This window comes from Cryobacterium sp. Hz9, assembly GCF_004402825.1.
In the GTDB taxonomy this organism is placed as follows: domain Bacteria; phylum Actinomycetota; class Actinomycetes; order Actinomycetales; family Microbacteriaceae; genus Cryobacterium; species Cryobacterium gelidum.
The window spans coordinates 113,853-140,489 of sequence record NZ_SOFC01000021.1; the positions used below are offsets into that span (position 1 = coordinate 113,853).

General features: G+C 66.3%; 22 protein-coding genes and 1 pseudogene. 5 read left to right on the forward strand and 18 right to left on the reverse strand.

Annotated features, from left to right (window positions below; all coding sequences use genetic code 11):
• Positions 1–114 precede the first annotated feature (114 nt).
• The 8 genes from era to hrcA all read right to left on the reverse strand — a co-directional run bounded on the left by era (position 115) and on the right by hrcA (position 7,352).
• Positions 115–1,032 (reverse strand): GTPase Era, encoded by a 918-nt coding sequence (gene era / locus E3N85_RS10315; protein WP_134462888.1) that lies wholly within the window; start codon positions 1,030–1,032, stop codon positions 115–117.
• The gene (locus E3N85_RS10320) at positions 1,029–2,366 is read right to left on the reverse strand and encodes a hemolysin family protein (protein ID WP_134462890.1); all 1,338 of its coding nucleotides are present in this window, start codon (positions 2,364–2,366) and stop codon (positions 1,029–1,031) included. Before E3N85_RS10320 ends, era begins: the two co-directional genes overlap by 4 nt.
• Positions 2,366–2,830, reverse strand: a complete 465-nt coding sequence (ybeY, locus tag E3N85_RS10325; RefSeq protein WP_134462892.1) for an rRNA maturation RNase YbeY — start codon at positions 2,828–2,830, stop codon at positions 2,366–2,368. The genes E3N85_RS10320 and ybeY overlap by 1 nt, the downstream gene beginning before the upstream one ends.
• Positions 2,827–3,843: a PhoH family protein gene (locus tag E3N85_RS10330; RefSeq protein WP_134463160.1), complete on the reverse strand. Its 1,017-nt coding sequence runs from the start codon at positions 3,841–3,843 to the stop codon at positions 2,827–2,829. Before E3N85_RS10330 ends, ybeY begins: the two co-directional genes overlap by 4 nt.
• A 106-nt stretch (positions 3,844–3,949) precedes the next feature.
• Positions 3,950–4,327: an HIT domain-containing protein gene (locus E3N85_RS10335; RefSeq protein WP_134462894.1), complete on the reverse strand. Its 378-nt coding sequence runs from the start codon at positions 4,325–4,327 to the stop codon at positions 3,950–3,952.
• Between the two features lie 35 nt (positions 4,328–4,362).
• The gene (locus E3N85_RS10340; RefSeq protein ID WP_134462896.1) at positions 4,363–5,103 is read right to left on the reverse strand and encodes a 16S rRNA (uracil(1498)-N(3))-methyltransferase; all 741 of its coding nucleotides are present in this window, start codon (positions 5,101–5,103) and stop codon (positions 4,363–4,365) included.
• Between the two features lies 1 nt (position 5,104).
• The gene (gene dnaJ / locus E3N85_RS10345; protein ID WP_134462898.1) at positions 5,105–6,208 is read right to left on the reverse strand and encodes a molecular chaperone DnaJ; all 1,104 of its coding nucleotides are present in this window, start codon (positions 6,206–6,208) and stop codon (positions 5,105–5,107) included.
• A 124-nt stretch (positions 6,209–6,332) separates the two neighbouring features.
• Entirely contained in the window at positions 6,333–7,352 is a 1,020-nt protein-coding gene (gene hrcA, locus E3N85_RS10350) for a heat-inducible transcriptional repressor HrcA (RefSeq protein WP_134462900.1), read from the reverse strand.
• A 226-nt stretch (positions 7,353–7,578) separates the two neighbouring features.
• Between hrcA and E3N85_RS10355 the strand changes: the two genes are divergently transcribed.
• Together E3N85_RS10355 and E3N85_RS10360 are read left to right on the forward strand one after the other, a co-directional pair.
• Positions 7,579–8,064 (forward strand): DUF4870 domain-containing protein, encoded by a 486-nt coding sequence (locus tag E3N85_RS10355; protein ID WP_174722477.1) that lies wholly within the window; start codon positions 7,579–7,581, stop codon positions 8,062–8,064.
• Between the two features lie 91 nt (positions 8,065–8,155).
• The gene (locus E3N85_RS10360) at positions 8,156–8,527 is read left to right on the forward strand and encodes a DUF4870 domain-containing protein (RefSeq protein WP_241978431.1); all 372 of its coding nucleotides are present in this window, start codon (positions 8,156–8,158) and stop codon (positions 8,525–8,527) included.
• A gap of 18 nt (positions 8,528–8,545) precedes the next feature.
• Here E3N85_RS10360 and hemW read toward each other — a convergent pair whose 3' ends face one another.
• From hemW to lepA, 3 genes are read right to left on the reverse strand one after another with little or no spacing between them, the layout of a single operon-like run.
• A complete protein-coding gene (gene hemW, locus E3N85_RS10365; protein ID WP_134462904.1) occupies positions 8,546–9,769 on the reverse strand; it encodes a radical SAM family heme chaperone HemW in 1,224 nt (407 codons plus the stop codon).
• 52 nt (positions 9,770–9,821) lie between these two features.
• Positions 9,822–10,472 carry a DUF1990 family protein gene (locus tag E3N85_RS10370; protein WP_134462906.1) on the reverse strand — a complete coding sequence of 217 codons (651 nt, stop codon included), beginning with the start codon at positions 10,470–10,472 and terminating at the stop codon, positions 9,822–9,824.
• A gap of 5 nt (positions 10,473–10,477) precedes the next feature.
• Positions 10,478–12,328 (reverse strand): translation elongation factor 4, encoded by a 1,851-nt coding sequence (lepA, locus tag E3N85_RS10375; protein ID WP_134462908.1) that lies wholly within the window; start codon positions 12,326–12,328, stop codon positions 10,478–10,480.
• Positions 12,329–12,526: 198 nt separating this feature from the next.
• Between lepA and E3N85_RS10380 the strand changes: the two genes are divergently transcribed.
• Together E3N85_RS10380 and rpsT are read left to right on the forward strand one after the other, a co-directional pair.
• Positions 12,527–13,252 carry an alpha/beta fold hydrolase gene (locus tag E3N85_RS10380; RefSeq protein ID WP_134462910.1) on the forward strand — a complete coding sequence of 242 codons (726 nt, stop codon included), beginning with the start codon at positions 12,527–12,529 and terminating at the stop codon, positions 13,250–13,252.
• Between the two features lie 224 nt (positions 13,253–13,476).
• The gene (rpsT, locus tag E3N85_RS10385; RefSeq protein ID WP_092339797.1) at positions 13,477–13,740 is read left to right on the forward strand and encodes a 30S ribosomal protein S20; all 264 of its coding nucleotides are present in this window, start codon (positions 13,477–13,479) and stop codon (positions 13,738–13,740) included.
• A gap of 225 nt (positions 13,741–13,965) precedes the next feature.
• Here the strand turns inward: rpsT and holA are convergent, their stop codons facing one another.
• From holA to E3N85_RS10410, 5 genes are all read right to left on the reverse strand, one after another.
• Positions 13,966–15,021 carry a DNA polymerase III subunit delta gene (holA, locus tag E3N85_RS10390; RefSeq protein WP_134462912.1) on the reverse strand — a complete coding sequence of 352 codons (1,056 nt, stop codon included), beginning with the start codon at positions 15,019–15,021 and terminating at the stop codon, positions 13,966–13,968.
• A 68-nt stretch (positions 15,022–15,089) separates the two neighbouring features.
• Positions 15,090–17,513: a ComEC/Rec2 family competence protein gene (locus E3N85_RS10395; protein ID WP_134462914.1), complete on the reverse strand. Its 2,424-nt coding sequence runs from the start codon at positions 17,511–17,513 to the stop codon at positions 15,090–15,092.
• Positions 17,510–18,229, reverse strand: a complete 720-nt coding sequence (locus E3N85_RS10400; RefSeq protein WP_134462916.1) for a helix-hairpin-helix domain-containing protein — start codon at positions 18,227–18,229, stop codon at positions 17,510–17,512. The genes E3N85_RS10395 and E3N85_RS10400 overlap by 4 nt, the downstream gene beginning before the upstream one ends.
• Positions 18,230–18,368: 139 nt before the next feature.
• Positions 18,369–20,969, reverse strand: coding sequence for a leucine--tRNA ligase (gene leuS / locus E3N85_RS10405; RefSeq protein WP_134462917.1), 2,601 nt, complete (start codon positions 20,967–20,969; stop codon positions 18,369–18,371).
• Between the two features lie 82 nt (positions 20,970–21,051).
• Positions 21,052–22,485, reverse strand: a complete 1,434-nt coding sequence (locus E3N85_RS10410) for an anthranilate synthase component I family protein (RefSeq protein ID WP_134462918.1) — start codon at positions 22,483–22,485, stop codon at positions 21,052–21,054.
• A gap of 99 nt (positions 22,486–22,584) precedes the next feature.
• Here E3N85_RS10410 and E3N85_RS10415 point away from each other — a divergent pair, with 99 nt between their 5' ends.
• Positions 22,585–23,220, forward strand: a complete 636-nt coding sequence (locus tag E3N85_RS10415) for a DedA family protein (protein WP_134462919.1) — start codon at positions 22,585–22,587, stop codon at positions 23,218–23,220.
• Between the two features lie 69 nt (positions 23,221–23,289).
• Here the strand turns inward: E3N85_RS10415 and cydC are convergent.
• A pseudogene (cydC, locus tag E3N85_RS10420) lies at positions 23,290–24,951 on the reverse strand (thiol reductant ABC exporter subunit CydC); the annotation flags it as partial.
• Positions 24,944–26,635 (reverse strand): thiol reductant ABC exporter subunit CydD, encoded by a 1,692-nt coding sequence (gene cydD, locus E3N85_RS10425; RefSeq protein WP_134462920.1) that lies wholly within the window; start codon positions 26,633–26,635, stop codon positions 24,944–24,946. The gene cydD and the pseudogene cydC, both read right to left, overlap by 8 nt.
• Between the last annotated feature and the right edge of the window lie 2 nt (positions 26,636–26,637).

Sequence of the window (26,637 nt, forward strand, 5' to 3'; positions counted from 1 at the left end):
CGCGACGGGGTCAAGTCACTGCCTCATCGCAGCCTACTGACAGCCGGCGTACGGATCTCACCCAGCTGCGCCTCCGTTCTACCCTGGGCGGCCGCCGGACTTCTCAGCGCCGGGCTAGAAGCCGAGGCGGCCGAGCTGCTTCGGATCGCGCTGCCATTCCTTGGCGATCTTGACCCGCAGCGATAGGAACACCCGCTTGCCAACGAGGGGTTCGATCTGCTTGCGGGCGCGGGTGCCGACATCCTTGAGGCGGCTGCCCGATTTGCCGATGATGATGCCCTTCTGGCTGTCCCGTTCTACGAACAGGTTGGCGTAGATCTCGACCAGTTCCTGATCGTCGCGTTCGATGATGTCGTCGATGGTCACCGCGATCGAGTGCGGTAGTTCGTCGGTGACTCCCTCGAGGGCGGCCTCCCGAATGAATTCCGAGATGCGCGACTCGAGGGTTTCATCGGTGACCGCGTCGGCCGGGTAGAGCGGTGCGTCCGCGTGCGGCAGCAGGCGCAGTAGTTCGGTCGCGAGGGTATCCAGCTGGATGCGACTGGTCGAGGAGATCGGCACGATCGCCTCCCAATCCCGCAACTGCGAAACGGCGAGGAGCTGGTTGGCGACGTTGGTTTTGGAGGACGCATCAATCTTGGTGACGATGGCGACCTTTTTGGCGCGGGGAAACGCATCGAGTTGCTCGTTGATGAACTTGTCGCCCGGGCCGATCGGTTCGTTGGCCGGAATGCACAGGCCGATCACGTCGACGCCGGCGAGGGTCGCGGTGACCAGGCTGTTGAGACGCTCACCGAGGAGGGTGCGCGGGCGGTGGATGCCAGGAGTATCGACCAAAATGAGCTGGCCGTTTGTCTGGTGCACGATGCCGCGAATGGCGCGGCGGGTGGTCTGCGGTTTCGACGAGGTGATCGCAACTTTCTCGCCGACCAGGGCGTTCGTGAGGGTGGACTTGCCCACGTTGGGGCGCCCGACGAACGAGACGAAGCCCGCTCGGTACTCGGCGGGGTGCGCCTCTGGTGCTGCGGTCATGACCGTTCTCCTTCATCATCTGACGCTGTGCTTGTGTTAGTGCTCGGTACCGCGAGGAATGCGATCTGCGCATCGATCAAAGCCGCATCGCGTTCCACCAGCACGGTGCTGATGCGCTTGCGGCGGCCTTCGGTGCGCTCGGCAGTGAGGTTCAATCCACTCACCGAGGCGACCGACCCAGCGACGGGCAGTCGACCGAGGGCTTTAGCCAATAGGCCGCCCACCGAGTCGACATCATCGTCGTCGAGTTCCAGGTTGAACAACTCGCCCAGTTCGTCGACCGGCAGTCGGGCACTCACCCGAAAATGCCCGTCACCGAGGTCTTCGAATTCGACCACGTCGCGGTCGTATTCGTCGGAGATGTCGCCGACGAGCTCCTCGATCAGGTCTTCGAGGGTGACCAGTCCGGCGATGCCGCCGTACTCGTCGACGACCATGGCGAGGTGGTTGGACTCGAGTTGCATTTGCCGCAGCATGGCGTCGGCTTTTTTCGACTCGGGCACGAAAACGGCCGGTCGGGCCAGATCGGCCACGGTGAGTTGGAGGGCGTTGATCGGCCGTTCGAAGACCAGCCGGGCCACGTCGCGCAGGTACAGAATGCCGGCGACGTCGTCGACCTCACCGTCCAGCACCGGAACGCGGGAGGTGCCACTGCGCAGGAACAATCCCATGGCCGCGTCGATGCTCGCGTCGGCGTCGATGGTGATCATGTCGGTGCGGGGAATCATCACCTCGCGCACCACCGTTTCGCTGAACTCGAAGATGGAGTGGATGAGTTCGCGGTCGTCTTCTTCGATCACGTCCAGCTCTGTAGCCTCGTCCACCATGCTCAGTAGCTGGTCTTCGGAGGTGAAGGTGGCGAGTTTGGTGCGGCCGGGAGTGACCCGGTTGCCGAGGGCAACGAGGGCGTTCGCGATCGGGCCGAGCAATACGCGCACGAAGTGCACGAGCAGGGCGGTCGCTGTCAACAAGTTGACCGGGTGGGCACGGCCGACGCTGCGGGGGCTTGCGCCGACCAGCACAAACGAGACCGAGGTCATGATGAGTGCCGAGAGCAGAAGGGCCAGCCAGGGAGCGTCGATCGTGGTTGCGAAGACCAGGGTCACCAGCACGGCGGCCGTGGTCTCGGCGGTGATTCGGATGAAGTTGATCGCGTTCAGGTGTGCGCCGGTATCGTCGGCGATGGCCTGCAGGGACCGTTTAGCCCGATGACTCCCGGCCAGACTCGCGATGTCGGCGCGGGACTGAGTGGTGATCGCCGCGTCGACGGCGGCCATCAGCCCGGCGAAAACGACCAGAATCACGGCCGCATAAATAAACCCTACGCTGAGCATCAGTGGCGTTGTCGTTCCTGCATGGTGAAGCCGATGAGAATATCGCGCTGGATGCCGAACATTTCTTTTTCTTCGTCCGGCTCAGCGTGGTCGAAACCGAGCAGGTGCAGCACGCCGTGGGTGGTCAGGAGCAGCAGCTCATCGAGGGTGCTGTGGCCGGCGGTTTCAGCCTGCTCCTTGGCGACCTGTGGGCACAGCACGATATCGCCGAGCAGGCCGGGCGGGGTCTCCTGCTCCTCGGTGCCGGGGCGCAGTTCATCCATCGGAAAGCTCAGCACGTCGGTGGGGCCGGGCTCATCCATCCACTGCACGTGCAGCTGCTCCATAGCGCCCTCGTCGACGAGAACGATGGCGAGCTCGGCGTCGGCGTGCACGTGCATGGTGTCGAGCGCGAAAGCGGCCAGGCGCAGAATGGCGGCCTCATCGACCGGGATGGCCGACTCGTTGTTGATTTCGATGCTCAACTGGAACTCCGTTTCGGGTTGCGGCCGGGCGCATTGCCGGTGCGTTGGGGGCCACGGGTGGCAAATTCACGGGCTTCGGCACTCTCCTGTCGAAGGGCCTGCTTCTGCGCGTCGTACTCGGTGTAGGCGTCGACGATGCGGGCAACGAGCGAGTGCCGCACCACGTCGGCACTGGTCAGATAGGCAAAGTGAATGTCGTCGATCCCGTCGAGCACGCGGGTGACCAGTTTGAGGCCGCTCGAACCGGCTGGCAGGTCGACTTGGGTGACGTCGCCGGTGATGACCATCTTCGAACCGAACCCGAGACGGGTCAGGAACATCTTCATCTGTTCCGGCGTGGTGTTCTGCGCTTCGTCGAGCACGACGAAGCTCGCGTTGAGGGTGCGTCCGCGCATGTAGGCGAGCGGGGCCACCTCGATCGTGCCAGCGGCGAGCAGCTTCGGGATCAATTCGGGGTCGAGCATCTCACCGAGCGCGTCGTAGAGCGGTCGTAGGTAAGGGTCGATCTTGTCGGTGAGCGTTCCGGGCAGAAAACCGAGCCGCTCGCCGGCCTCGACGGCCGGGCGGGTCAGGATGATGCGCTCGACCTCTTTGTTCTGCAGGGCGCGCACCGCCTTCGCCATGGCCAGGTAAGTCTTGCCGGTCCCGGCCGGTCCGATCCCGAACACGATCGTGTTCACGTCGATCGCATCGACGTAGTCTTTCTGGCCGATCGATTTCGCTCGGATGCTCTTGCCACGGGCGGTCAGGATGGGGGCGCCGAGCTGGGCGGAGGGACTCACGGAGCTGTCAGCGGCGAGCATCCGTGCCGCCGTTGCGACCTCGGTCTCACCGAGGTCATGGCCGGTGCGCAGGGCTAGCTGCAACTCCTCGATCAAGCGGCGCACGGCCTCCACATCGTCGGCGCTGCCGCCGAGGCTGACATCGTTGCCGCGCACGTGCACGTCGACGTTCGGGTAGGCACCCTCGATGGTGCTGAGGTAGCGGTCATCGGGGCCGAGCAGGCGCACCATGGCGACGCCGTCGACGGTGAAGCGCAGCTCGGTGTTGGTGCTGGGTCCAGCGTTGCCGGGTTGAGCGTTGCCGGGTTGAGCGTTGCCGGGTTGAGCGTTGCCGGCTTTAGAGGGCGCCAAGCGAGTCCTCCCCCATCGAGTCGGAAGGTTCCTGGCTGCCCAGTACGTGGGCGTGCACGTGGAACACGGTCTGGCCGGCGGCCGCACCGGTGTTGAAGACGAGGCGGAACTGCCCGTTGGTTCGTTCGACGGCGATGCGCTCGGCTACCGCCACGAGTTCGGCCAGGAGGGCCGGGTTGCCCGCAGCGAGCTCTACGACGTTCTGAAACTGCGGGTCTTTGGTGGTCACGACCACGTGCACCGGCGCTTTGGGGGCGATGTCCAGAAACGCGATGATGTGTTCGGTCTCAGCCACGATCGTCGCCGGAATTTCCCGCGCGATGATGCGGCTGAAAATGGTCGGCTGGCCGCTGGTTGAAGACATGCCTCTATCTTAAGCGGCGCTACCAGCGGCACGCACTACCAACGGCCCAGGGTCGCATTGAGAATTGCGAGGGCGGCCGGTCCGGCGGTCGACGTGCGCAGCACGGTGTCGCCGAGGCGCACTGATCTCGCGCCGGCGCGCTCGAGCAGCAACAGTTCGGCCGGGGAGATTCCACCCTCTGGGCCGACGACGAGCAGAATGTCGCGGTCGTCGGTGGGCGCGGCCACCTCGGTGAGGCGACCGGTCGCGGTCGGGTCGAGCAGCAGCATCCGGGTGGCGGCGGCCAGCACGGCCAGTTGCTTCGTGCTGGCGAGAGGGGCGACGTCGGGCAGCCAGGCCCGAATCGACTGCTTGCTGGCCTCACGCACGATGCTGCTCCAGCGTTCGTGACCCTTGGCGATCTTGGGGCCCTCCCACCGGGTGATGGAGCGCGCGGCAGTCCAGGGGATGACGCCGTCAACGCCGAGTTCGGTGGCGGCCTGAATGGCCAGCTCGTCACGGTCACCCTTGGCGAGGGCCTGCACCAGGCGGATGCGCGGCGTTGCCGCCGCCGCCTCGCTCGCGTCATCGACGCGCACGGTCAACACCGCGGCCTCTGCCGACAGCACCGTACCTTCCAGGAGCAGCCCGGCCCCATTTCCCAGGCGGAGCCGGTCCCCGGGACGAACCCGGCTGACCGTGACCGCGTGGCGCGCCTCGGCACCGTCAACGACCACGACCTGCCCCGGACGACACTCGGCCGTCCGGAGCGTTTCCTGCAGGTAGAAATGGGCCACGTTAGCCGAGGAACCGGTCGCGCAGTTTGGCGAACAGTCCCTGCTGGTACTGGCTCAGGGTGGGCGCGGCGGTCGTATAGCGGGCGGCGAACTGTTCGATCAGGTCGCGTTCCTTATGGTCGAGTTTGCTCGGAGTGACCACGTGAATGCCGATCTTGAGGTCGCCACGACCGCTGCCGCGCAGCTTGGTGATGCCGCGGTCCCTGATCGTGAGGACCTCGGAACTTTGCGCGCCGGGGCGGATCTCCACTTCGATGTCGCCGTCGAGGGCCTTCACGGTGACGCTCGTGCCGAGGATAGCGCTGGTCATGGGCACGTCGAGGGAGCACATCAGGTCGTCGCCGTCGCGGCTGAACACGTCGTGGTGGCGCACCTTCATCTCGAGGTACAGGTCGCCGTTGGGGCCGGCGGCCGGGCCCGCCTCGCCGCTGCCGGGCATCTGCAGCCGCAGGCCGGTGTCTACGCCGGCGGGAATGTCGACCGGAACCGTGCGGCGGGCGCGCACGCGGCCCTGGCCAGAGCAGGTCATGCACGGCGTCGCGATGATGGTGCCGAAGCCGCGGCAGGAACCGCACGGGCTCGACGTCATGACGTTGCCGAGCAGCGAGCGCACGGCGCGCTGGATGCTCCCGGTGCCGTGGCAGATATCACAGGTGACCGGCGAGGTGCCGGGTGCACAGCAGGAGCCCTTGCAGGTGTCGCAGACGATCGCGGTGTCGACCTCAAGGTCGCGGTGCGTGCCGAAGATGACCTCGTCGAGGTCGAGCTCCACCCGGAGCAGTGCGTCCTGGCCGCGTTCGCGGCGTGAGCGCGGGCCGCGGGTGCTACCTCCACCGCCACCGAAGAACGTTTCGAAGATGTCACCGAAATTGCCGAAGTTCTGCTCGGAGAAGCCGCCGTTCTGGCCACCCTGGTCGTACTTCTGGCGCTGTTTGGCGTCGCTCAGCACGTCGTAGGCGTGGGTGATGCTCTTGAACCGTTCCGACGCTTCGGCGCCGGGGTTCACATCGGGGTGCAGTTCGCGAGCCAGGCGGCGGTATGCCTTCTTGATTTCGTCGGTGGTCGCGTCGCGGCCAACGCCGAGCGCTTCGTAGTGGTCAGCCAAAGGTGGCTCTCCTTGAGTTTTTGATGATTCTGGTTCTGATGATTGATCTGATGATGAGGTCTCTACCGCGGAGGCGGCAACAGGTTTAGGTCTCGCCCAGCAGGCGGGAGAAGCGGCAACAGGTTTAGGTCTCGCCCAGCAGGCGGGAGAGGTAGCGGGCGACGGCGCGCACGGCCGCCATGTTGTTGGAATAGTCCATGCGGGTTGGTCCGAGCACGCCGAGCCGGGCCAGGTTGCCGTTGGCGGTGTATCCGCTGGTCAGCACGCTCGCCTCGGGCAGTCCAAACGCCGCGTTCTCGCGGCCGATGCTCACCGAGACGCCGTGCTGGTCGGTTTCCATCTCGCCGAACAGGCGCAGCAGTACTACCTGCTCTTCGATGGCTTCGAGTACCGGGTAGATGCTGCCCGAGAAATCCTCTTCCGTGCGCACCAGGTTCGCAGCTCCGGCCATGACGAGTTTGTCCTGGCGGTTGGCGCCGACCTGTTCGGCGAGGGTACTCATGACCAGGTCGACAATCGGCTGCAGCGCGGGCGAGCCCGGCCAGACGATTGCGGCGAGGGCCACGGATGCCTCGGCCATGCCGAGCCCCACAACCGCCACATTGAGGCGGGCGCGCACCTCGCCGAGCGTCTGCTCATCGAGCGCACGGGGCAGGTCGATCACCCGCTGTTCCACCCCGCCGGAGTCGGTGATCAGCACCGACAGAATGCGTGTCTCGGTCAGCGGCACGAACTCGATGTGGCGCACCTTGGCGCGCGACAGCGACGGGTACTGCACGAGCGCGACCTGATGGGTGAGCTGCGAAAGCAGTCGCACGCTGCGCACGAGCACCTCGTCGAGATCGGCGGAATGGCCGAGAAAAGTTTCGATCGCCTGACGCTGGGCGGGAGTGAGCGGGCGCAGGTCGGCGAGGTGATCGACGAAAACGCGGTATCCCTTGTCGGTGGGAATGCGCCCAGACGAGGTGTGCGGCGCCGCAATCAGCTCTTCCTCTTCGAGCAGGGCCATGTCGTTGCGAATAGTGGCGGCGGAGACGCCGAAGGAGTGCCGGTCGACGATGGATTTGGAGCCGACGGGTTCGCGAGAGGCGACGTAGTCCTGCACGATGACGCGCAACACATCGAGGCCACGGTCGGAAACCATTGCGCCGCCTTCCTGATTCTCCGGTACAGCTATGGTCGAGCGGATGCCGCTCCCCTGGCGCGCCGGTGGGCACGCTCGAACGCAGGTTTGCCGGTGCGTCGTTGGCACTCGCATCCGCTGACTGCCAATACTATCGCGGCCGACTGTGAACGCCCATTGCCAGTATCGCGATGCAAGCGTTTAATTGTCGCTATACGCTCCACCATTTTGAGCGAAAGGCATGATTATGACCGATCCACAGGCGCAAGCACCCGGTGAGCCGAACTACCGTGAGCCGAATGTCGGCCAGCCGGCGAACGGCCAACAGCCAGGGACGGGGCAACCCGCCGGCAGCCCGTACGCCAACCCGGTGGTCGCGGCCCCCCTCTCGGAGGCCGATGACCGACAGTGGGCCTCCCTGGCGCACCTCGGCGGTATTTTGAGCTTTCTGCCGTCCCTGATCATTTGGCTGGTGTTCAAGGATCGCGGGCGCTTCACCAACACCGAAGCAAAAGAGGCGCTCAATTTTCAGATCACCTTGCTGATCGGTTATGTGGCGATCAATGTGATCTCGCTTATTCTCGCGATCGTTACTTTCGGAATCGGCGGGATGTTGGTCAGTCTGTCCTGGCTGCTCTGGGTGGCGGGTGTGATCTTTTCGATCATGGGCTTCCTGAAGGCCAAGGATGGGCAGAACTATCGGTACCCGTTCGCCCTTCGTCTGATCAAGTAGCCAGCACGCAGGTCACTGCAACCCGGGACGATTAGTCTGGAGGTCACTGGCACTGCCGTGCCAGTGACCGGCCGTACACCAGGAGGCCCCCATGTCTGAGCAGAACCCGTACCAGTCAACGTCCGCCACCCCGATGAGCCCCGCCGACGAGAAATTGTGGGCGACACTGATCCACGTCGGCGGCATCATCTTCAGCTTTCTGCCGGCGTTGATCGGCTACCTCGTGCTGCGTGACCGTGGCCCGTTCATTCGCGCGCACACCGCGACCGCGCTGAACTTTCAAATCTCGCTCTACATCTACGCGGCCGTTCTGGTTCCCATCACTATCGTCACGATCGGCTTCGGTGGCATTCTGTACCTACCGTTGGCCATCATCGCTCTCGTATTCATGATTCTGGCGGCCCTGGCCGCCAACCGTGGCCAGGGCTACAGCTACCCGCTGACGATCAAGTTCGTCAGCTGAGCACCGGTCGCCCGAGCACTAGTCACTCAGGCGCCGCACCACGGCGTCGGCCAGCAGCCGTCCGCGCAGGGTCAGTTCGATGGATCCGGCGAGGGCGGCTTTCGCATTGATGAGCTCGTCGGCGATGAGCCCGGCAACCTCGATGCGGCCCGCCGGCGACAGTGACGCCACCGGTATGCCGGTGCGGATGCGGCTCTGCAGCAGAATACGCTCGAGTTCGAGGGTCGGCGCGTCGAGCGTCTCACGGCCGGCCGCCGGCGACAGGCCGCCGAGCATCCGTTCGGCGTACGCGGCCGGATGCTTGACGTTCCACCACCGCACGCCGCCGACATGGCTGTGTGCGCCGGGGCCGACGCCCCACCAATCCTGGCCGGTCCAGTAGGCGAGGTTGTGTCGCGAACGGTGCGCGTCACTCGCGGCCCAGTTGCTGACCTCGTACCAGTGGTACCCGGCGGCGGCGAGGAGTTCGTCGGCCAGCTCGTAGAAATCGGCCTGCTGATCGTCGTCGGTCGGCGCGATCTCGCCGCGGCGAATCTGCCGGGCCAGCTTGGTGCCGTCTTCGACGATGAGCGAATACGCACTCAGGTGGTCGGGGTGCAGGCTGAGGGCCTGCTCGAGGCTCGTGTGCCAGTTTGCGAGGGACTCCCCCGGCGTCCCGTAGATGAGGTCGAGGCTCACGTCGAGCCCGGCGGCGCGGGCCCACTCCACGACGAGCGGTACCCGCTCGGGATCGTGGGTGCGTTCGAGCGTCGCGAGCACGTGCGGCACCGCGGACTGCATGCCGAACGACACCCGGGTGAATCCTCCCGCCGCGAGGGCACCGAGGTAGGCGGCGTCGACCGAGTCGGGATTCGCCTCGGTGGTCACCTCGGCGCCGTCTTGCAAGCCCCACTGCTCTCGCACGGCCCCGAGCATGCGGGTCAGGTCGGTGACCGGCAGCAGCGTCGGAGTGCCGCCCCCGAAGAACACCGTCGACACAGGGCGATCGGGCACGCCCGACGCGGTGAGGATGCGCGCGGCCGCCTCGACCTCGAGCACGGCCTGGCTGGCGTAATCGCTCTGTTTGACGCCGCGCAGCTCGGTTGCGGTATAGGTGTTGAAGTCGCAGTAACCGCAACGCACCCGACAGAACGGGACGTGCAGGTAGACGCCGAAATCGCGTTCGCCAGCGTCAACGGCCGCTGAGGCCGGCAGGAGGCCGTCGTCGGGTGCTGGGTCGCCGACGGGGTGGGGTCCGGCCATGGGAAATGCTCCAGTACGTTGAAAAATTGTTGATCAGTGGCGGATCGCGCCGCTAGTTGATGGCACCAACGGGGTGCAGGGCCCGCAGGTACAGCCTGGTGAACTTGGCCTGCTGAAAGCGCAGTACCGGCCAGGCCAAGCGGTAATACCAGGTGCTGGCCCGTGAGAACGAGCGAATCGTCAGCCAGACCGAGTCATCCTCGCGGTGTTCGACGATGAAGGATTCTTCGCCGCTTTCCGGGTGGCCGGCCATGGTGCCGTAGGCGAATCCGATGCGGGCGACCTCGTCGATCACGTAGACGACGCGTACCGGCGCGGTCACGCGCAGCAGCCAGACCTTCATTTTCAGCGTCGCTGTCATGCCGTTGGCGATATACGGCGTGCCGTCGTCAGCGAAGGTGGCTTCGTTGACCGGATGTTGCTGCTTGACTGCCGGGGTGCCGTCGGATTGAAAGGTGACCGGGGTGTACTGCACGCCGGTACCGTTTTCAAGATCGGTCACCTCCATGCCGCTGCCGCGCTGGATTCCCCACGTCATCAGCAATTTGGTCGCGGCTTCAAACCGTTCGTGGGAACTGCCGAGCTTCACGCTCTGTTCCATCGGCCGGTAGCCCTTGGGCGGATAGCTCATCAGGTCGGGAGCGAGCGTGCCGCCGATGGCGGCATAGCTGACGGCGGCGTCGGTGAAGGTGGATCTGCGCATCCGCTTTACTTCTTGTCTTTCGTCTCGATGTCCCCCGACAGCGCTGCGATGAAGGCCTCCTGTGGCACCTCGACCCGGCCGACCATCTTCATGCGCTTCTTACCTTCTTTCTGCTTCTCGAGCAGCTTACGCTTGCGCGAGATGTCACCGCCGTAGCATTTGGCGAGCACGTCTTTACGCATCGCCGAGATGCTCTCCCTGGCGATGATGTGGGCGCCGATCGCGGCCTGAATGGGCACCTCGAACTGCTGGCGCGGAATCAGTTTGCGCAGGCGCCCGGTCATGAGAGCGCCGTAGGCATAGGCCTTGTCCCGGTGCACGATGGCAGAAAACGCGTCGACCTGTTCGCCCTGCAACAAGATGTCGACCTTGACCAGGTCGGCCTCCTGCTCGCCGGAGGGTTCGTAGTCGAGCGAGGCGTACCCGGCGGTGCGGCCCTTGAGCATGTCGAAGAAGTCGAACACGATCTCGCCTAGCGGCATCGTGTAGCGAATCTCCACGCGGTCTTCGCCGAGGTATTCCATGCCGAGCAGCGTGCCGCGGCGGCTCTGGCAGAGCTCCATGATGACGCCGACGTAGTCTTTCGGCGCGAGGATGGCGGCCTTGACCATGGGTTCGAGGACCTTGGCGATTTTACCGGTGGGGTACTCGCTCGGGTTGGTCACCGTGATGGTGCGCTTGTCGTCGGTGGTGACCTCGTATGGCACGCTCGGCGCGGTCGTGATGAGGTCGATGTTGAACTCGCGTTCGAGGCGTTCGGTGATGATCTCGAGGTGGAGCAGGCCGAGAAAGCCACAGCGAAAGCCGAAACCGAGAGCGACGGAGGTCTCCGGCTCGTACCCGAGACTGGCGTCGGACAGCTTGAGTTTGTCGAGCGCTTCGCGCAGCGCCGGGTAGTCGCTGCCGTCGATGGGGTACAGCCCGGAGAAGACCATGGGCTGCGGTTCGTTGTAGCCGGGCAGCGCGTCGGTCGCCGGGCGCAGGGCGGTCGTGATGGTATCGCCGACCTTGGACTGGCGCACGTCTTTCACGCCGGTGATCAGGTAGCCGACCTCGCCGACCTTGAGCCCCTTGCTTTCGATCGGTTCGGGCGAGATGACGCCGATCTCGAGGATCTCATGGGTTGCCCTGGTCGACATCATCTGGATTTTTTCGTGGGCCTTGAGGTGACCATCGATCATGCGCACGTAGGTGACGACGCCGCGGTAGCTGTCATAGACCGAGTCGAAGATCATGGCGCGGGCCGCGGCATCCGGGTTGCCCTGCGGCGCGGGAATCATCGTGGTGGCGAGGTTGAGCAGTTCCTCCACACCGGCACCGGTCTTGCCGGAGACGCGCAGCACGTCTTCGGGGCGTCCACCGATGAGGCTCGCGAGTTCGCGGGCGTACTTGTCGGGGTCGGCGGCCGGCAGGTCGATCTTATTGAGCACCGGGATGATCGTGAGATCGTTTTCGAGGGCGAGGTAGAGGTTGGCGAGGGTCTGGGCTTCGATGCCCTGGGCCGCGTCGACCAGCAGGATGGCGCCCTCGCAGGCGGCGAGGCTGCGGGAGACCTCGTAGGTGAAGTCGACGTGGCCGGGGGTGTCGATCATGTTCAGCGCGTAGGTGACGCCGTCCATCTCCCACGGCATACGCACGGCCTGGCTCTTGATGGTGATGCCGCGTTCACGCTCGATGTCCATGCGGTCCAGGTACTGGGCGCGCATGGAACGTTCGTCGACGACGCCGGTGATCTGCAGCATCCGGTCGGCGAGCGTCGACTTGCCGTGGTCGATGTGGGCAATGATGCAAAAGTTTCGGATGAACTCGGGGGCCGTGGCGGCCGGTTCCAGCGCGTGAAGGGCTCTCGGTGACATAGTTCGTCCATTATTCCATGCTCGGTGCGGTTACCGGTCTCCGAGAGCTGCGCCGGGCTCGCAGGAAGCTCGGGGACGCGTGCGTGGTGGTATCGCAGGACGGCTGAGCCCGCCGTAGTCCCGCGCCGTCCATGCCCGGCGACTTGCGCAACGGGCGCGTCCAGCCACCTCGCGCGGCGGCTGGCTAGGCTCACGGGCATGAAGATTCCCGAGGCGCGTGTGCCGGTTCTGCTCGTGCACGGGATTCGGGCTTCGGCGACGATGTGGCGTCATCAAGAGCAGACGCTGCGTGCCGCCGGGTACCCGGTGCTCGCAATTGATCTGCCGGGCCACGGGAAACGGATGGGCGAGTCGTTCACGGTACCGGCGGCGCTCGCCGCCATCGATGACGGGGTCGCGCACCTCGGTGGTCGAGTTCTGCTCGTGGGACTCTCGCTCGGCGGTTACTACGCGATGGCGTATGCCGCCCAGCACCCCGATCGGGTGGCCGGACTCGTCGCCGCTGGCTGCAGCGCAGTACCGAAGGGTGTGCTGCTCGAGGGGTACCGCGTGCTTGCCCGGATGATTCACCGACTGCCCGATCGCGGCTTGTGGCTGCACGAAACCATGGCCCGCCGATTACTGCCGCCCGCCGGGGCGCGCGACGTACTCGCGGGCGGCGCCGCGCTCGACGTGATGGATGCCGGATTGCGCGCGACCTCCACGCTGACCCCCCTGGCCAGCCTCGCGGCGTACCCGGGGCCGATCTGGTTGGTCAACGGCGCCCTCGATCACTTTCGGCTGAACGAGAGGCGTTTTCTGGCCGCATGCCGCAACGGGGAGGTCGTCGTGGTTCCGGGTGCGACGCACCTGTCAAGCCTGGCCCAGCCGGAGCGCTTCACGACGATTCTGTTGCGGGTCGCCGGCCAGGTGTCCGCCGCCTGACCACAGCATCCGATGCGGTGTCCATTTTCGGGTCGGAAGCCTGCGACTATCGGCCTCTGGGCATCCGCGACCCGGGCGGGGCCGGTTTCGGGATGAAGGCACTTGCTGGTAGCGTTAGTGGTTGGCTTGCGTGTCGGGTCCCACCCCGCACGATTTTCGCCGCAGAAGCGCCCTCTACCGCTGAGCGGCTGTCCGTACCAGAATCTAACGAAAGCGTAAAAAACGTGGCAAATATCAAGTCGCAGATCAAGCGAATTGGCACCAACAAGAAGGCCCAGGAGCGCAACAAGGCTGTCAAGAGCGAGTTCAAGTCCGCAATCCGCGCGACTCGTACCGCAATTGCCGCTGGCGACAAGGACAAGGCCGTCGTCGGTCTCGCCTTTGCGTCCAAGAAGCTCGACAAGGCCGTCAGCAAGGGTGTCATCCACCAGAACCAGGCTGCGAACAAGAAGTCGGCCATCGCGAAGGCCGTTTCCGCCCTCGTCTGATCGACACTCGCTGCACCCGACGGGTGTGATCGCATCGGCTCGAGAGCGCGGATGCTGCTCCCTCGTTGCACAGAAACCCTCGCCCTCCCGGCGGGGGTTTTCTTGTTTGGCGGTAACCCGAGTTCATAGCCGCGCATGGCTCGCCCTGAACCGATCCACCATCAGGTCACGGCGGCCGGCTCTCTCTGACCTTCTGGAACGCGCTACTGGACCTTCCGGAACGCGCTACTCTTCGCCGCGGCGGGCGATGACGCCGATCAGGCGCTCAAGCGCGAAGACCGGGTCGCGGCCGGCACCCTTCACCGCCGCATCCGTTTCGGCGAGCACCAGGATGCAGCGGGCGAGACCTTCGTCGCTCCAGCCGCGGAGGTCTTTTTGCGCGCGTTCAACCTGCCAGGGGGCCAGTCCGAATTGGGCGCCGAGCTGGGCGGAGCCACCGCGGGCCCCGAATACCTTCGCCATGGTGCGAATCTTCATCGCGAAGGCCGCGACGATCGGCACCGGGTCGGCGCCGGAGGTGAGCGCGTGCCGGAGGGTGATGAGCGCCTCGCCGTTGCGGCCGGCGATGGCCCAATCGGCGACCTTGAACGCGTTGGTCTCGACCCGGCCGCCGTAGTAGCGGTCGACCGTGGTCTCGGTGACCTCGCTCGTTGCATCCGCGATGAGTTGTTGGCAGGCGGCGGAGAGTTCGGCGAGGTCGTCGGAGAACGCGGCGACGAGCTGACGCAGGGCACTCGCCGTGACGCGTTTGCCGGCCACCTTGAACTCGTTGGCGGCAAATTCGTACTTCTCGGTGTCTTTTTTGAGTTCGGTGCAGACGATTTCGATGCCGCCGCCGAGTCCGCTGCGGATCGTGTCGAGTAGTTTCTTGCCGCGCACCCCCCCGCCGTGCCGCAGCACGACGTAGGTGTCCTCGGCCGGGTTTTCGAGGTAATCGAGCGCCTCGGCCAGAAAGGTATCGCTGCATTTCTCGACGTTGCTGACGCGAATCAGGCGGGGCTCGCCGAACAGGGAGGGGCTCGCGAGGGTGAGCAGTTCACCGGGCGCATAGCTGTCGGCCTGCACGTCGCTGATTTCGAGGCTGGGATCTTCGAGCTTGAGAAAATCGCGCAGCTGACGAATGGCGCGTTCGGCGAGGAACGTTTCGGTGCCGGAGACGAGCACGATCGGCGCCGGGCGCACCTGATGCCAGCCAAGCTGGGGAATAACGGTGCCCTTGGCCGTGCGGGCGGGGGAAGCCTTACCGGCCCGGGAACCGGTCGTGGCGGGTCGTGCGGCCAAAGCGCTCTCCTTGGGTCTCGTGCGGGGGTAAATCAAGCCTAACCCGCACCGCTGACTCGCCCGGCGGCTTACGGTACATCGGTCTGCTGCGGGGTTGGGCTCGTTGGCGGACCGCGGTCGGTGACTTTCTCGGTCCAGAGCACGAGCGTGCCGTTGGTTCCGGGTGCGACCACGGCCAAACCCTCGAGGTCCGTTCGCACCGACATCGTGCCCAGAGACGCGAGAATACGGAGCAGCTTGTCGGTCGGGTGACCGTAGGTGTTCGTCACCCCGACCGAGATCAGCCCCACCCGCGCCCGCAGCTCCGCGTACAGTTCCGGGCTCTGGTCGGCCGAACCGTGGTGCGCAACCTTCACGACGTCGACCCGGCCGGGCGGTGACACCCGGCGCAGGGTGTCCTGCGCCTCTTGCCCGAGATCGCCGAGAAAAATCGAGCGGATGCCCCGCCCGTCGAACATGATCGTGACACTTCCCGGGTTGCCCACCTGCATCGTCGTCGCGCCGCGAATGGGCCAGAGAATTTTCCAGCGCAGCCCGCCGAGCGTACCGGCATCACCACGCGCGGCTTGGCGAACCGTGGCACCGCTCGCGGCGAGGCGCTCGTGCAGGCGTTCGTCCTCGGCGTTCTCTGGCACCCCGACCAGCGCGGTGTCGACCCGCCCGATGACGGCATCGACCCCGCCGATGTGGTCGAGGTCGTAGTGGGTGAGCAGGAGCAGGTTGATGTGGGTGATGCCGAGCGTGGCGAGGCAGGTGGCGAGTAGCTTCGGGTCGGGTCCGACGTCGACGAGTCCATACTGATCACCGTCCCGCACGACGACGGCGTCGCCCTGGCCGATATCGCAGGTGGCGATCTGCCAGTCGGGCGGAAAGGACACGACGCGCCCGATTCCCGTGCCGATGAGCGACCCGGCGTACCCGCCCAGACCGACGAGTAGTACGGCCAGTGCCGCCGCTGGCCAGCGGGCCGGCCGGGCGGCCGGCCCGCGCAGCACGACCACGAGCCCCAGCATCGTGACAGCCACGAGCAGCAGCACTCCCGGCGGACCGCCCGGCCAGGGCAGCCGGGTGCCGGGCAACGTCGACACTCCCTGGGCCACGGCGGCAATCCACGCAGACGGCAGCCAGGCCACGGCGAGCAGTCCTGCAGCAACGCCCGGCAGGACCGGCAGGGTCAGGCAGGCGACCAGCCCGACCACCGTCGCCATCGGCGCGGCGGGACCGGCGAGTATGTTGGCTGGAACCCCGTAGAGCGGCAGGCTCGGGTTCATCAGGATCAGCACCGGCTGGCAGGCCAGTTGGGCGGCCAGGGGAATGGCGATGATCGCCGCGAGGGCCGTCGGCATCCATTGGGCCAGCACACGAGCCAGCGGGCCGGCGAGCACGAGGAGCCCGGCCGTCGCGAGCACCGAGAGGGCGAAACCATAGTTGCGGGCCAACCAGGGATCGCTCACCAACAGGCCGATCACGACAGCGAGCAGGGTAGGTATACCCCGACCGGGTCGGCCGACGCCGATCGATACCAGGGTGAGCGTGGCCATGACCGCCGAGCGCAGCACGCTCGGCTCCGGCGTGACCAGAACGGTGAAGCCGAGTAGTGTCACGAGCGAGAACAGGATGCGCCAGGCCCGGAGCAGTCGAAGATAGCCGCCGAGCAGCATGATCGAGGCGATGACGATAGCGCAATTGGCCCCGGACACCGCCGTCAGATGGCTGAGCGAACTGGTTTTCATCGCGCTGTCGAGGGCGGGGCTGACCGCGCTCGTGTCACCGATGGCCAGTCCGGGTAGCAGGTCGCCCCCGTCGCCGGCGAGACTCGTCGCCGCTGTCTTGAAGCGTGCCCGCAGTTCGTTGGCCCACTGCAGCCACCACGGTGGCGCGGCGAGGCTACGCGCTGATTCAGTGGCGAACAGCAGGGCGACCGCGGCGTCTCCGGGCTGGGTCGTGCGCAGCGTGCCGCGCAGCTGCAGGCTCGACCCGATCTCTGGTTCGTGTCGGCCCCTGGCAGCTTCGGCGAACACCACGACCGGACTCGAGACGTGCGCCGTCTCGCCACGGCTGGCGATCTGGGTGAGGGTGGCCCGATAGCGCACCCGCCCAGAGGCTCCACTACCGATGAAGGCCTTCGCCGCGACGGGAACCGACCAGACGGTGACGGTGGCCGTGACCGTGGCGTGTGATTCTGCTGCGGCACGCACTTCTGGCGGCAGGCGCACCGGCGCCCAGACTCCGACGGCGGTCGCCACGAGCGCCGCGCCGGCGCAGCAGAGCATCAGGCTGCCGCCCATTTTCTGCCAGCTGCGAAATCGCGGCGGCGCAGGCGACGTCACGCACCGGGGAATCCGGCTGGCGACAAGCAGGGCGGCACACCCGCCGGCCAACAGCCAGAGCGTCATGGCAACGACCCCGGCTTCCGCGGGAGCGCCGATCAGCAGGCCCGCCGTCAACCACACGGCGAGCACCGGAAGCGCCAGCCGCAGGTCGAGGCTCATACCGTAATGAGGTCTTCGAGGCCCGCAAACGTTTTGTCGCCGATCCCGGCAACATCACGCAGTCCATCAACACTGCTGAACCGGCCATTCAACGTGCGATAGTCGATGATGCGCTGGGCCATGGTCGGGCCGATGCGCGGCAGGGAATCCAGATCGGCCACCGTGGCCGTGTTGAGGTTCACCTTGGCCGCTGGCGCGCTCACTCCCCCGGAGCCGGTGGCCGCTGCGGGGATCCCTGGCGGGATCTCGCCCTGGCGCGGAACATAGAACTGCTCGCCATCCGTCACGATGCGCGCCAGGTTCACCCCGGCGGGATCAGCCTCGGCCGTCAAACCGCCGGCGGCGGCAATCGCATCCATGACCCGCGCACCGTCGCGCAGCTGAAAAAGCCCGGGCCGAGCAACCGCACCGAGAACGTGCACGAACATCATGGCGCCAGCGTCTGCACCGGGCCTCCCCTCGGGCGCAGCACTCGCACCGGCATCAAAAGGCTTTAGAGTGGCGCTCTCGAACGCACCGCCCGAGGGGACCGACACCGATCCGGACCCGACCGTGCGCTGCCCGGCCTGCTGCCCGATGGCCGACACGACCACGGCAACGACGAGGGCGAGCAGCAGTAACACGACCGCCGCACCAACACCGACCCGCAAGCGAGGGCGAGCCCGGGCGGCGGGAGCGAGTCGCTCCAGGTCGAGGGGAAAACGGTCGGGCTGCATGCTCGCAGGCTAGGCCGCGCGGAGCATCCGCTTGTCGTTGGCTGAACCATCTGTGCGCCGTGAGCCGGCAGACGACCTGTGGAGGAAGGCCCCGACCGTTCCCTCAGGGAAGAGACCGGGGCCCGTCTTGCGTGGGTCGTCAGGCTCGCGTGACAAACGAGACGAGCTTGGGCACGCGCACGATCACCTTGATGATCTCGCGGTCACCGATGGAACGGATCACCGCAGCCGCCTCCCGCGCCATCTTCTCGAGGTCTTCACCGGAGATTTTCGGTGAGACCTCGAGCAGGGTACGCATTTTTCCATCCACCTGCACGACCGCGGTGACGGACTCCTGCACGAGCAGGGTCTGCTCGGCCTTGCGCCACGGCACGAGAGCGATGCAGGGCTCATAGCCGAGGTGCTCCCACATGTCTTCGGCGGCATAGGGCGCGAACAGGTTCAGCGCCATGGCGGTGACCTCGGCCGCTTCGCGCACGGCGGCATCCGCGGGGCCTGCACCGGTGTCGATGACCTTACGGGTGGCGTTGACCAGCTCCATCAGGCGCGCGACGACGACGTTGAACTTGAACGATTCGACCAGGCCGGGCGCATCGGCGAGGAACCGGTGGGTGACGCGACGCAGGGTCACGTCGCCGCTCTTCCACTCCACGTCGGGTGCGCTCGTGACGTCGCGGGCAACGCGCCAGGCGCGGGCCAGGAACTTGGCCGAGCCGACCGGGGAGACGTCAGCCCAGTCGATGTCATCTTCCGGCGGGCCGGCGAACGCCATCGTGAGGCGCACAGCGTCGACGCCGTGGGTCTCGACCTCCTCGGTGAAGTAGACAAGGTTGCCCTTGCTTTTGCTCATCTTGGTGCCGTCGAGAATGACCATGCCCTGGTTGAGCAGCGCGGTGAACGGTTCGGTGAAGCTCACATAGCCCTCGTCGAACAGGAACTTGGTGATGAAACGTGCGTACAGCAAATGCAGGATGGCGTGCTCGACACCTCCGACGTACTGGTCGACGGGAGCCCACTTTTCGGCTTCCTTCGGATCGAAGGCCCTGGTGTCATCTTTCGGGTTCAGGAACCGCAGGAAGTACCACGAACTGTCCACGAAGGTGTCCAGGGTGTCTGCGTCGCGTCTGGCCGGAGTGCCGTCGATCGGGTTCGGCACGTTGACCCAGTCTGCGGCACCGCCCAGCGGGGAGGTTCCCCTGGGCTTCAGATCGAGGCCCGCTGCGGGCGGAAGCAAGACCGGCAGCTGGTCTTCCGGCACCGGAATCTCGGCGCCATCGGCACCGTGGATGATCGGGATCGGAGCACCCCAGTAACGCTGCCGGGAGACCAGCCAGTCCCGCAGGCGATAGTTCTTCGCGGCGCGGCCGAGCCCGTCGGCGGCGAGTTGTTCGATGATGCGCTTGATGGCGGTGATCTTGCTCAGGCCATTGAGCGGGCCGGAATTGATCAGGCGGCCTTCGCCGGCCAGCGCTATGCCGGTGTTGAGCGGATCGAGCTCCGGCAGATCTTCGGTTCCGTCCAGCATGCCCTGCGTGATCACCGGGATCATGCCGGTGGCCGGCGAGTTGGTGTCGACGACGATCCGCACGGGCAGGTCGAAGGCGCGGGCGAAGTCGAGGTCGCGCTGGTCGTGGGCAGGCACGGCCATGATCGCACCGGTACCGTAGTCGGCGAGCACATAGTCCGCCGCCCAGATGGGCAGGCGTTCGCCGTTGACCGGATTGATCGCGTAGCGGCCGAGGAACACGCCGGTCTTGGGCCGATCGGTCGCCTGACGCTCGATCTCGGTGCTGCGTTGTACTTGCAGGAGATAGTGCTGGAAGGCTTCCTGTTCCTTCGGGGTGGCCTCGGCGACGAGTGCAGCGGCGAGATCGCAGTCCGGGGCCACGACCATGAACGTCGCTCCGAACAGGGTGTCTGGCCGGGTGGTGAACACGGTGACGCGTTCGGCGCGTCCCTCGATCGCAAAGTCGACATCCGCTCCTATGGAGCGTCCGATCCAGTTGCGTTGCATGTTGAGCACCTTGGCCGGCCAGGTGCCTTCGAGCTGGTTGAGGTCGTCGAGCAGGCGGTCGGCGTAGTCGGTGATCTTGAAGTACCACTGGGTCAGTTTCTTCTTGACGACGACGGCGCCGCTGCGGTCGCTCGTGCCGTCGGCCAGGACCTGTTCGTTGGCGAGTACGGTCTGGTCGATCGGGTCCCAGTTGACCCAGCTGTCCTTGCGGTAGGCGAGGCCCTTTTTGTGGAGCTGCAGGAACAGCCACTGGGTCCACTTGTAGTATTCGGGGTCGCTCGTGTGCAGTTCGCGGTCCCAGTCGAAACTGGTCGCGTAGAGCTTCATGCTCTTCTTCTGCTGGGCGATGTTGTCGTAGGTCCAGCCGCGCGGGTCGATGCCTCGCTTGATGGCGGCATTCTCGGCGGGCAGCCCGAAGGAGTCCCAGCCGATCGGGTGCAGCACGTTGAAACCCTGGTGGCGCCAGTAGCGGGCCACCACGTCGCCGAGCGCGTACACCTCGGCGTGCCCCATATGCAGGTCGCCGGACGGGTAGGGGAACATGTCGAGCACGTACTTGCGCGGCCGGCTGTCGCCGCCCGCGCTCGTCTTGAACGGCGCCAGCTCTTCCCAGATGGGTTGCCACTTCGCCTGGATCGCCGCGAAGTCATACACTTCTTCGTCGCTCTCATCGCGCGCGTCGATGCGGACGCTTTCGTGCTCGTGTGCCACGTGACTCTCATTCATTGCAGGGATTGAACATGATCGATGCGGGAGCATCCGCTCGGGTGCACGCGCGACAAAGCACACGTCTACACCCATTAGATTACTAGGGCGCGGTGACACCGAGGCTCGTAAGCAGTGCAGCCGCCTTGATTCGGGTCTCCTCGATCTCTTCGGCAGTGTCGGACAGGGCGGTGATTCCGCCGCCGGTTCCGATGCTGGCCCCGGCTGGATCGAGCACGATGCTGCGGATCACGATGGCCAGGTCGGCGCTGCCACCGTGCCCGATGTACCCGAACGCTCCGGAATAGATGCCCCGCGGCCCCTGCTCGAGCGAGTCGAGGATTGTCATCGCGCTCTGCTTCGGAGCGCCCGTCATGGAACCGGCCGGAAAGCACGCCTCAATGGCATCGATCACCGTGACACCCGGTGCGAGTTGTGCCTCGATGGTGCTGACCAGCTGGTGCACGTGCGGGTAGCTCTCCACCGCGAGCAGGGTGGAGACAGCGACCGTTCCCAGCTTCGCGATGCGCCCGAGATCGTTGCGCATGAGATCGACGATCATCAGGTTTTCGGCGCGCTCCTTGTCGCTGTGCTGCAGCTCGAGTTTCAGCCGGTCGTCCTCGACCGGGTCGCTCGAGCGCGGACGGGTGCCCTTGATCGGTTTGGTCCGGATGCGTCGATCCCGGCCGACGTGCAGAAACTGCTCCGGGCTCGCACTGAGCAGCGCGACGTCCCCGAATCGCAGCAGACCGCCGTGATGGCTCGGGCTGCCGGCACGCAGCACGCCGTAGGTATCGACCGGATGCCACCGGCCCGGCACCCGTATCTCATTGGTCAGGCACAGTTGGTAGGCGTCGCCGTCATGGATGGCAGCCAGACAGGTCTCAATCAGTGCGGCATACGCGGTGGGACGGTGACGCCAATGCGAGGCAGCGGATGCCCCGGGACGGGACGGGCCGGCCGGCTCGGGTGCCGCCGTCGTCGTCGTCGCAGCCAGTGCCTCGGTCATCTGCTCGAACCAGTCGGTCACGAACGAGCGGGGCGCGGTTGCCGGTGCGCGTGCCACCAGTGTCACGGTGCGCTCACCGTGGTCGAACCGGATCATGCGGTCTATCTCCAGCAGAGCCGCATCGGGATACCGCGACTCGTACCCGGGTGCGCCGACGGTTTGCGCGCCCAGTTCGTAGCCGAGCCAGCCGACCCAGCCGAGGTCGAACCCGTCACCCTCGGGGTTGTCGCCGCCAGCACCGTGCGCGGCCAGATCGCGACGCAGGAACTCGAAGACGGTCTCGTGCGTGACCCGGGGCGGCGCAGGATGCCTCGCGCGAACGTATCTGCTGGTAATCGTGCCCTCCGCCACCGAGGCGGTAATGAAACGGGAGGTGGGCGAGGCCGCGCCGAGGTAGCTGACGCCAGTGCGCGCGCCCGGGCCGGCATCGAGCCAGAAGGTATACCGGTCGGCTCTGTAGAGCGCGGCAAAGACTGCCGCGGGGTCCGACCAGCCGGCCAGGAGTTTGCTCTGCACGGCGCCGGTCACCAGAACAGCCTAGCTTTTCGCCGCGGGCACCCGTGTGCTCGAGCCGTGCCCGCTCGCCGCGACCTTGTTGAATCGCGCGCACCACGTAGGCTGGGAGAGATGAATGACATCCTCACCTGGATCCTCGACACCGTCTCCGCCGTCGACCCGGTCATTCGAACGCTTCTGGCCTTTGTGGGCATGCTGCTGGAGACCTCGGTGCTGGTGGGCTTAGTCGTTCCCGGCGACACGATCGTCATCGTGGCCAGCACGGCGGTAGCCAGCCCGGTCGAGTTCGTGACCCTCGTTCTGGCCGTGATCGTGGGCGCACTGGCCGGGGAGAGCATCGGTTTTGCCCTCGGACACCATTTCGGTCCGTTTATTCGGGGCAGCCGACTGGGCCGGCGCATCGGCGAACACAACTGGATTCGCGCCGAGATCTATCTCGACCGGCGCGGCGGTGTCGCCGTATTCATCTCCCGGTTCTTACCGGTCTTGCACTCGCTCATTCCGGTCACTGTGGGTGCGAGTCGCATGCGCTATCGCACCTTCATGGCCTGGACCGTTCCCGCCAGCATCCTCTGGTCCCTCGCCTACGTGAGCGTCGGGTCGGCGGCGGCCGGCGGTTACCGCGAGCTGAGTGGCCAGCTGCATTTTGCCGGTTATCTGTTCGTCGGGGTGATCGCCTTGTTCGTGCTCGCCGTGTTTCTGATCAAGAAATGGCTGCACCGCCGCGAACTGCGGCACATGGACTGACCCGCTGGGTCGGGCCGATAATGTCACCCGCGCGGTCACGAGCTCGTCGGGCACCGGTGTGTGCGAAATGAGCAGTACCGCGCGGCGGGCGTCGGCCGCCGCCGCGGTGAGGATATCGCGCACGAGGGCGTCCGCAGCGCCACTATCGACGTTGGCGGTGGGTTCGTCGACGATGAGCACCGGAAAATCGGCCAGCAGGGCACGCGCCAGCGCGATGCGCTGGGCCTGACCGCCGGAGATGAGCGCACCGCGCTCCCCCACACGGGCGTCAAGGCCGCCGCGCTGGGCGACCCAGTCGGCCAGTCCGACGCGGGCCAGCACAGCGTCGAGTTCGGCATCGGTGGCGGTATCGCGGGCGAACAAGAGATTCTGACGGATGCTGTCATCAAACAACCAGGGGCGCTGCTCGCACAATCCGACCACCCGACGCACCTCGGTCTGGGTGAGCAGCCGCGCTTCGACCCCATTGAGCCGGTATGAGCCGGAGTAGTCGAGAAAGCGCACGAGGGTCTGGGCGAGAGTGGTCTTGCCGGCGCCACTCGGGCCGGCGAGGTGCACCCGCTCCCCCGGCGCCAGGCGCAGGGTCACGCCGGCCACGCCGGGTTCGGATTGCCCCGGCCAGCGTGCGCCAAGATCGGTCAGTTCGAGCACGACTGGCAGTGGGGCTGAGGCTGGCACCGCATCCTGATCGGCGAAAAGGAGCGCTTGCGGGTGCCCAACGTCGACGGGAATCTCGGCGGGCGGCGACGCCGGAACGACGCCGGCGACGCGCCGTGCGCTCACCCGCACTTGACGCCAGGCAGAAGCGGCGAGGGGAATCATGCCGAACACCTCGAACACGGCCATCGGCACGAGCACGGCCACGACGAGAGTCGGGCCGAGCAGTACCGAGCTGAGCAATCCGCCACCACTGGTGAGCGCGGGGATACCGAAGTAGAGCGCGCCGAGCGTCGCCGCACCGGCGAACAGGGACACGACGGCCGATTGCACGCCGACCCCGACCGAGCGGCGCAGGGTGGCCCGGCGCAGGCGCGCATCGGTGCGCGCGAGCGCCACGAGACGCGGGCTGAGGGCGTCAAAGGCAGTGAGCACGTCGAGGTTCTCGACGATTTCGAGTACCTCGTCGGCGAGGGCGCCACGCAAGGGTGCGAGCTCGCGGTCGGACCGTGCGGCCAGAGTTCCGGAGAAGACGGTGCCGAGAACTCCGGCCAGGAGCAAGCAGACGAGGAGGGTGAGCCCGGCGGCCGGGACGATCAGCCAGATGCCGACCACGCTGAGCAGGGCGGTGATGCCAGCCACCAGGAGTGGTTGCACGACGCGCAACGGCAGGTCCTGCAGGTCATCGACATCGCGCACGAGGCGGGTGAGCAGGTCGCCGCGCCCGGTACTCGCGAGCCCGGCCGGGGCCACCGGAACGATGCGACGAAAGATTCCCAGCCGCAGTTCGGCGAGCTGCCGGAACGCGGCATCGTGGCTGGTCAGCCGTTCCAGGTAGCGGAGCGCGGAGCGCCCAATCGCGAAGGCGCGCACCCCGACGATCGCCATGCCCAGAAACGCCAAAGACGGCATATCGGCCGCGAAGGTGATCAACCAAGCCGAACAGGCCAGCAGCCCCACCGCCATGACGGCGCTCCCGATGCCGGCCAGCAGCCCGGGAACAAACCAGCGCTGCCGCGGCTGGGCGAGGCGCAGCACGTCTCGGGCAGCGCTGTCGAGCGTTGCGTCAGACATGACTCATCTCCTGCAGTTCCACCACGTGGTCTGCTGCGGCCACGACGGCCGGCCGGTGACTGACGACGATCACGACGCGTCCCTGGTCGGCCAGATTGCGCAGCCCCGCGAGAAGACCGGCCTCAGCGTCGGAGTCCAGCGCTGAGCTCGGTTCGTCCAAAATCACCACGTGGCAATCGGTCGCGAGCGCACGGTAGATGGCCCGCGCGGCGGCGACGCGTTGCGCCTGACCCCCGGAGAGCCCATTGCCGTTCACGCCGAGAACCGTGGCGGGTGACACCTCGGAGGCGCCCGCCCAGTCGAGCGCCTGCGCGACGAGGCCGTCGTCACGCAGGCCCTGGTTGGCAAAGACTGCTCCTAGCGCCACATTCTCGGCCACCGTTCCTCGAAAAAGGCCAGGGCGCTGACCGGCCCAGGCCAGCCACGGCCTGGTCGCCCCGGCCGTGGCGGCCACGCCACCAAGCGTCAGCTCACCGGTCATCGGGACGAAACCGAGCAGGGCGCCCACGAGGGTCGACTTGCCAACCCCGCTCACTCCGCGCACCACGCTCAGTTCCCCGGGTGCAAATTCCGCGTGCAGCTGGTCGATCACCACGGTGTTGCCACGTCGAACGGACACGCCGGCCAGGCGAAGCGTGCCCGAACCGGAGCCGGGTTGCCCGGCGGGCTCCGTTTCACGTCGTGGGCCTGGTGCGAACCCGGCGGCATCCGCTGTCGCTGAAGCCGGTGTCGTGTCGTCGTCGAGAATGGCGAACAACTCTTCGGCGGCGGCCAGGCCGTCGGCGGCGGCATGAAATTGGGCGCCGACCTGGCGCACCGGCAGAAATGCCTCCGGCGCGAGCAGCAACACGAACAGGCCCACACCGAGCAGCAGCGCGCCGTCGATGAGCCGCAGGCCGATCGACACAGCGATGAGCGCGACCGAGAGGCTCGCTGCAAGCTCGAGCACGAAGCCGCTCAAGAACGACACCCGAAGCACCTTCATGGTGCGGGCGCGGTACTGCTCGGTAATCGAGCGGATCAGCACGAACTGGCGTCGCTCCCGGCCATAGATCTTGAGGGTGCCCAGGCCACCGACCAGGTCGAGAAAACCGGTGGAGAGGCGTTGGAGCGCCTGCCATTGCTCCCGCTGCACCGATTGGGTGGCCCGGCCGATGAGAATCATGAACACGGGAATGAGTGGAATCACGATGATGACCGTGAGGCCGCTGGCGAGATCCTGCGAGAGGATGACCGCAATCAAAATGGGCGTCGCGATCATGGTCAATAACAGTTGCGGCAGGTACCGGGCGAAGTAGTTGTCGAGAGCGTCAAGACCGGTGGTCACCACGGTGGACAGGCCCGCGCTCTGCCGGGAGGCGACCCAGTCGGGGCCACGCTCGGCGAGCTTGGCCAGAACTCGGGCCCGCAACTGGCTCTTGACCTGGGCGGCGCCGCGGTTGGCCGAGACCTCGAGCAGCCAGATGAGCGTGGAGCGAAGCACGATCACCCCGGCCAGAGCGACCAGGGTCGGCATGATCTCAGCGAGTGGCTGCCCCGCCACCGTCAGGGTGACGGCCCGGGTCAGCAGCCAGGCGAACGCGATAACGACGAGGGTTTGCGCAAGACCCAGCAGTGCGCCGATCAGAAGAAACCGGCGCGCTGCGTGAGCATATCGAAGAAGGCGAGGATCCAGAGGGCGCACTG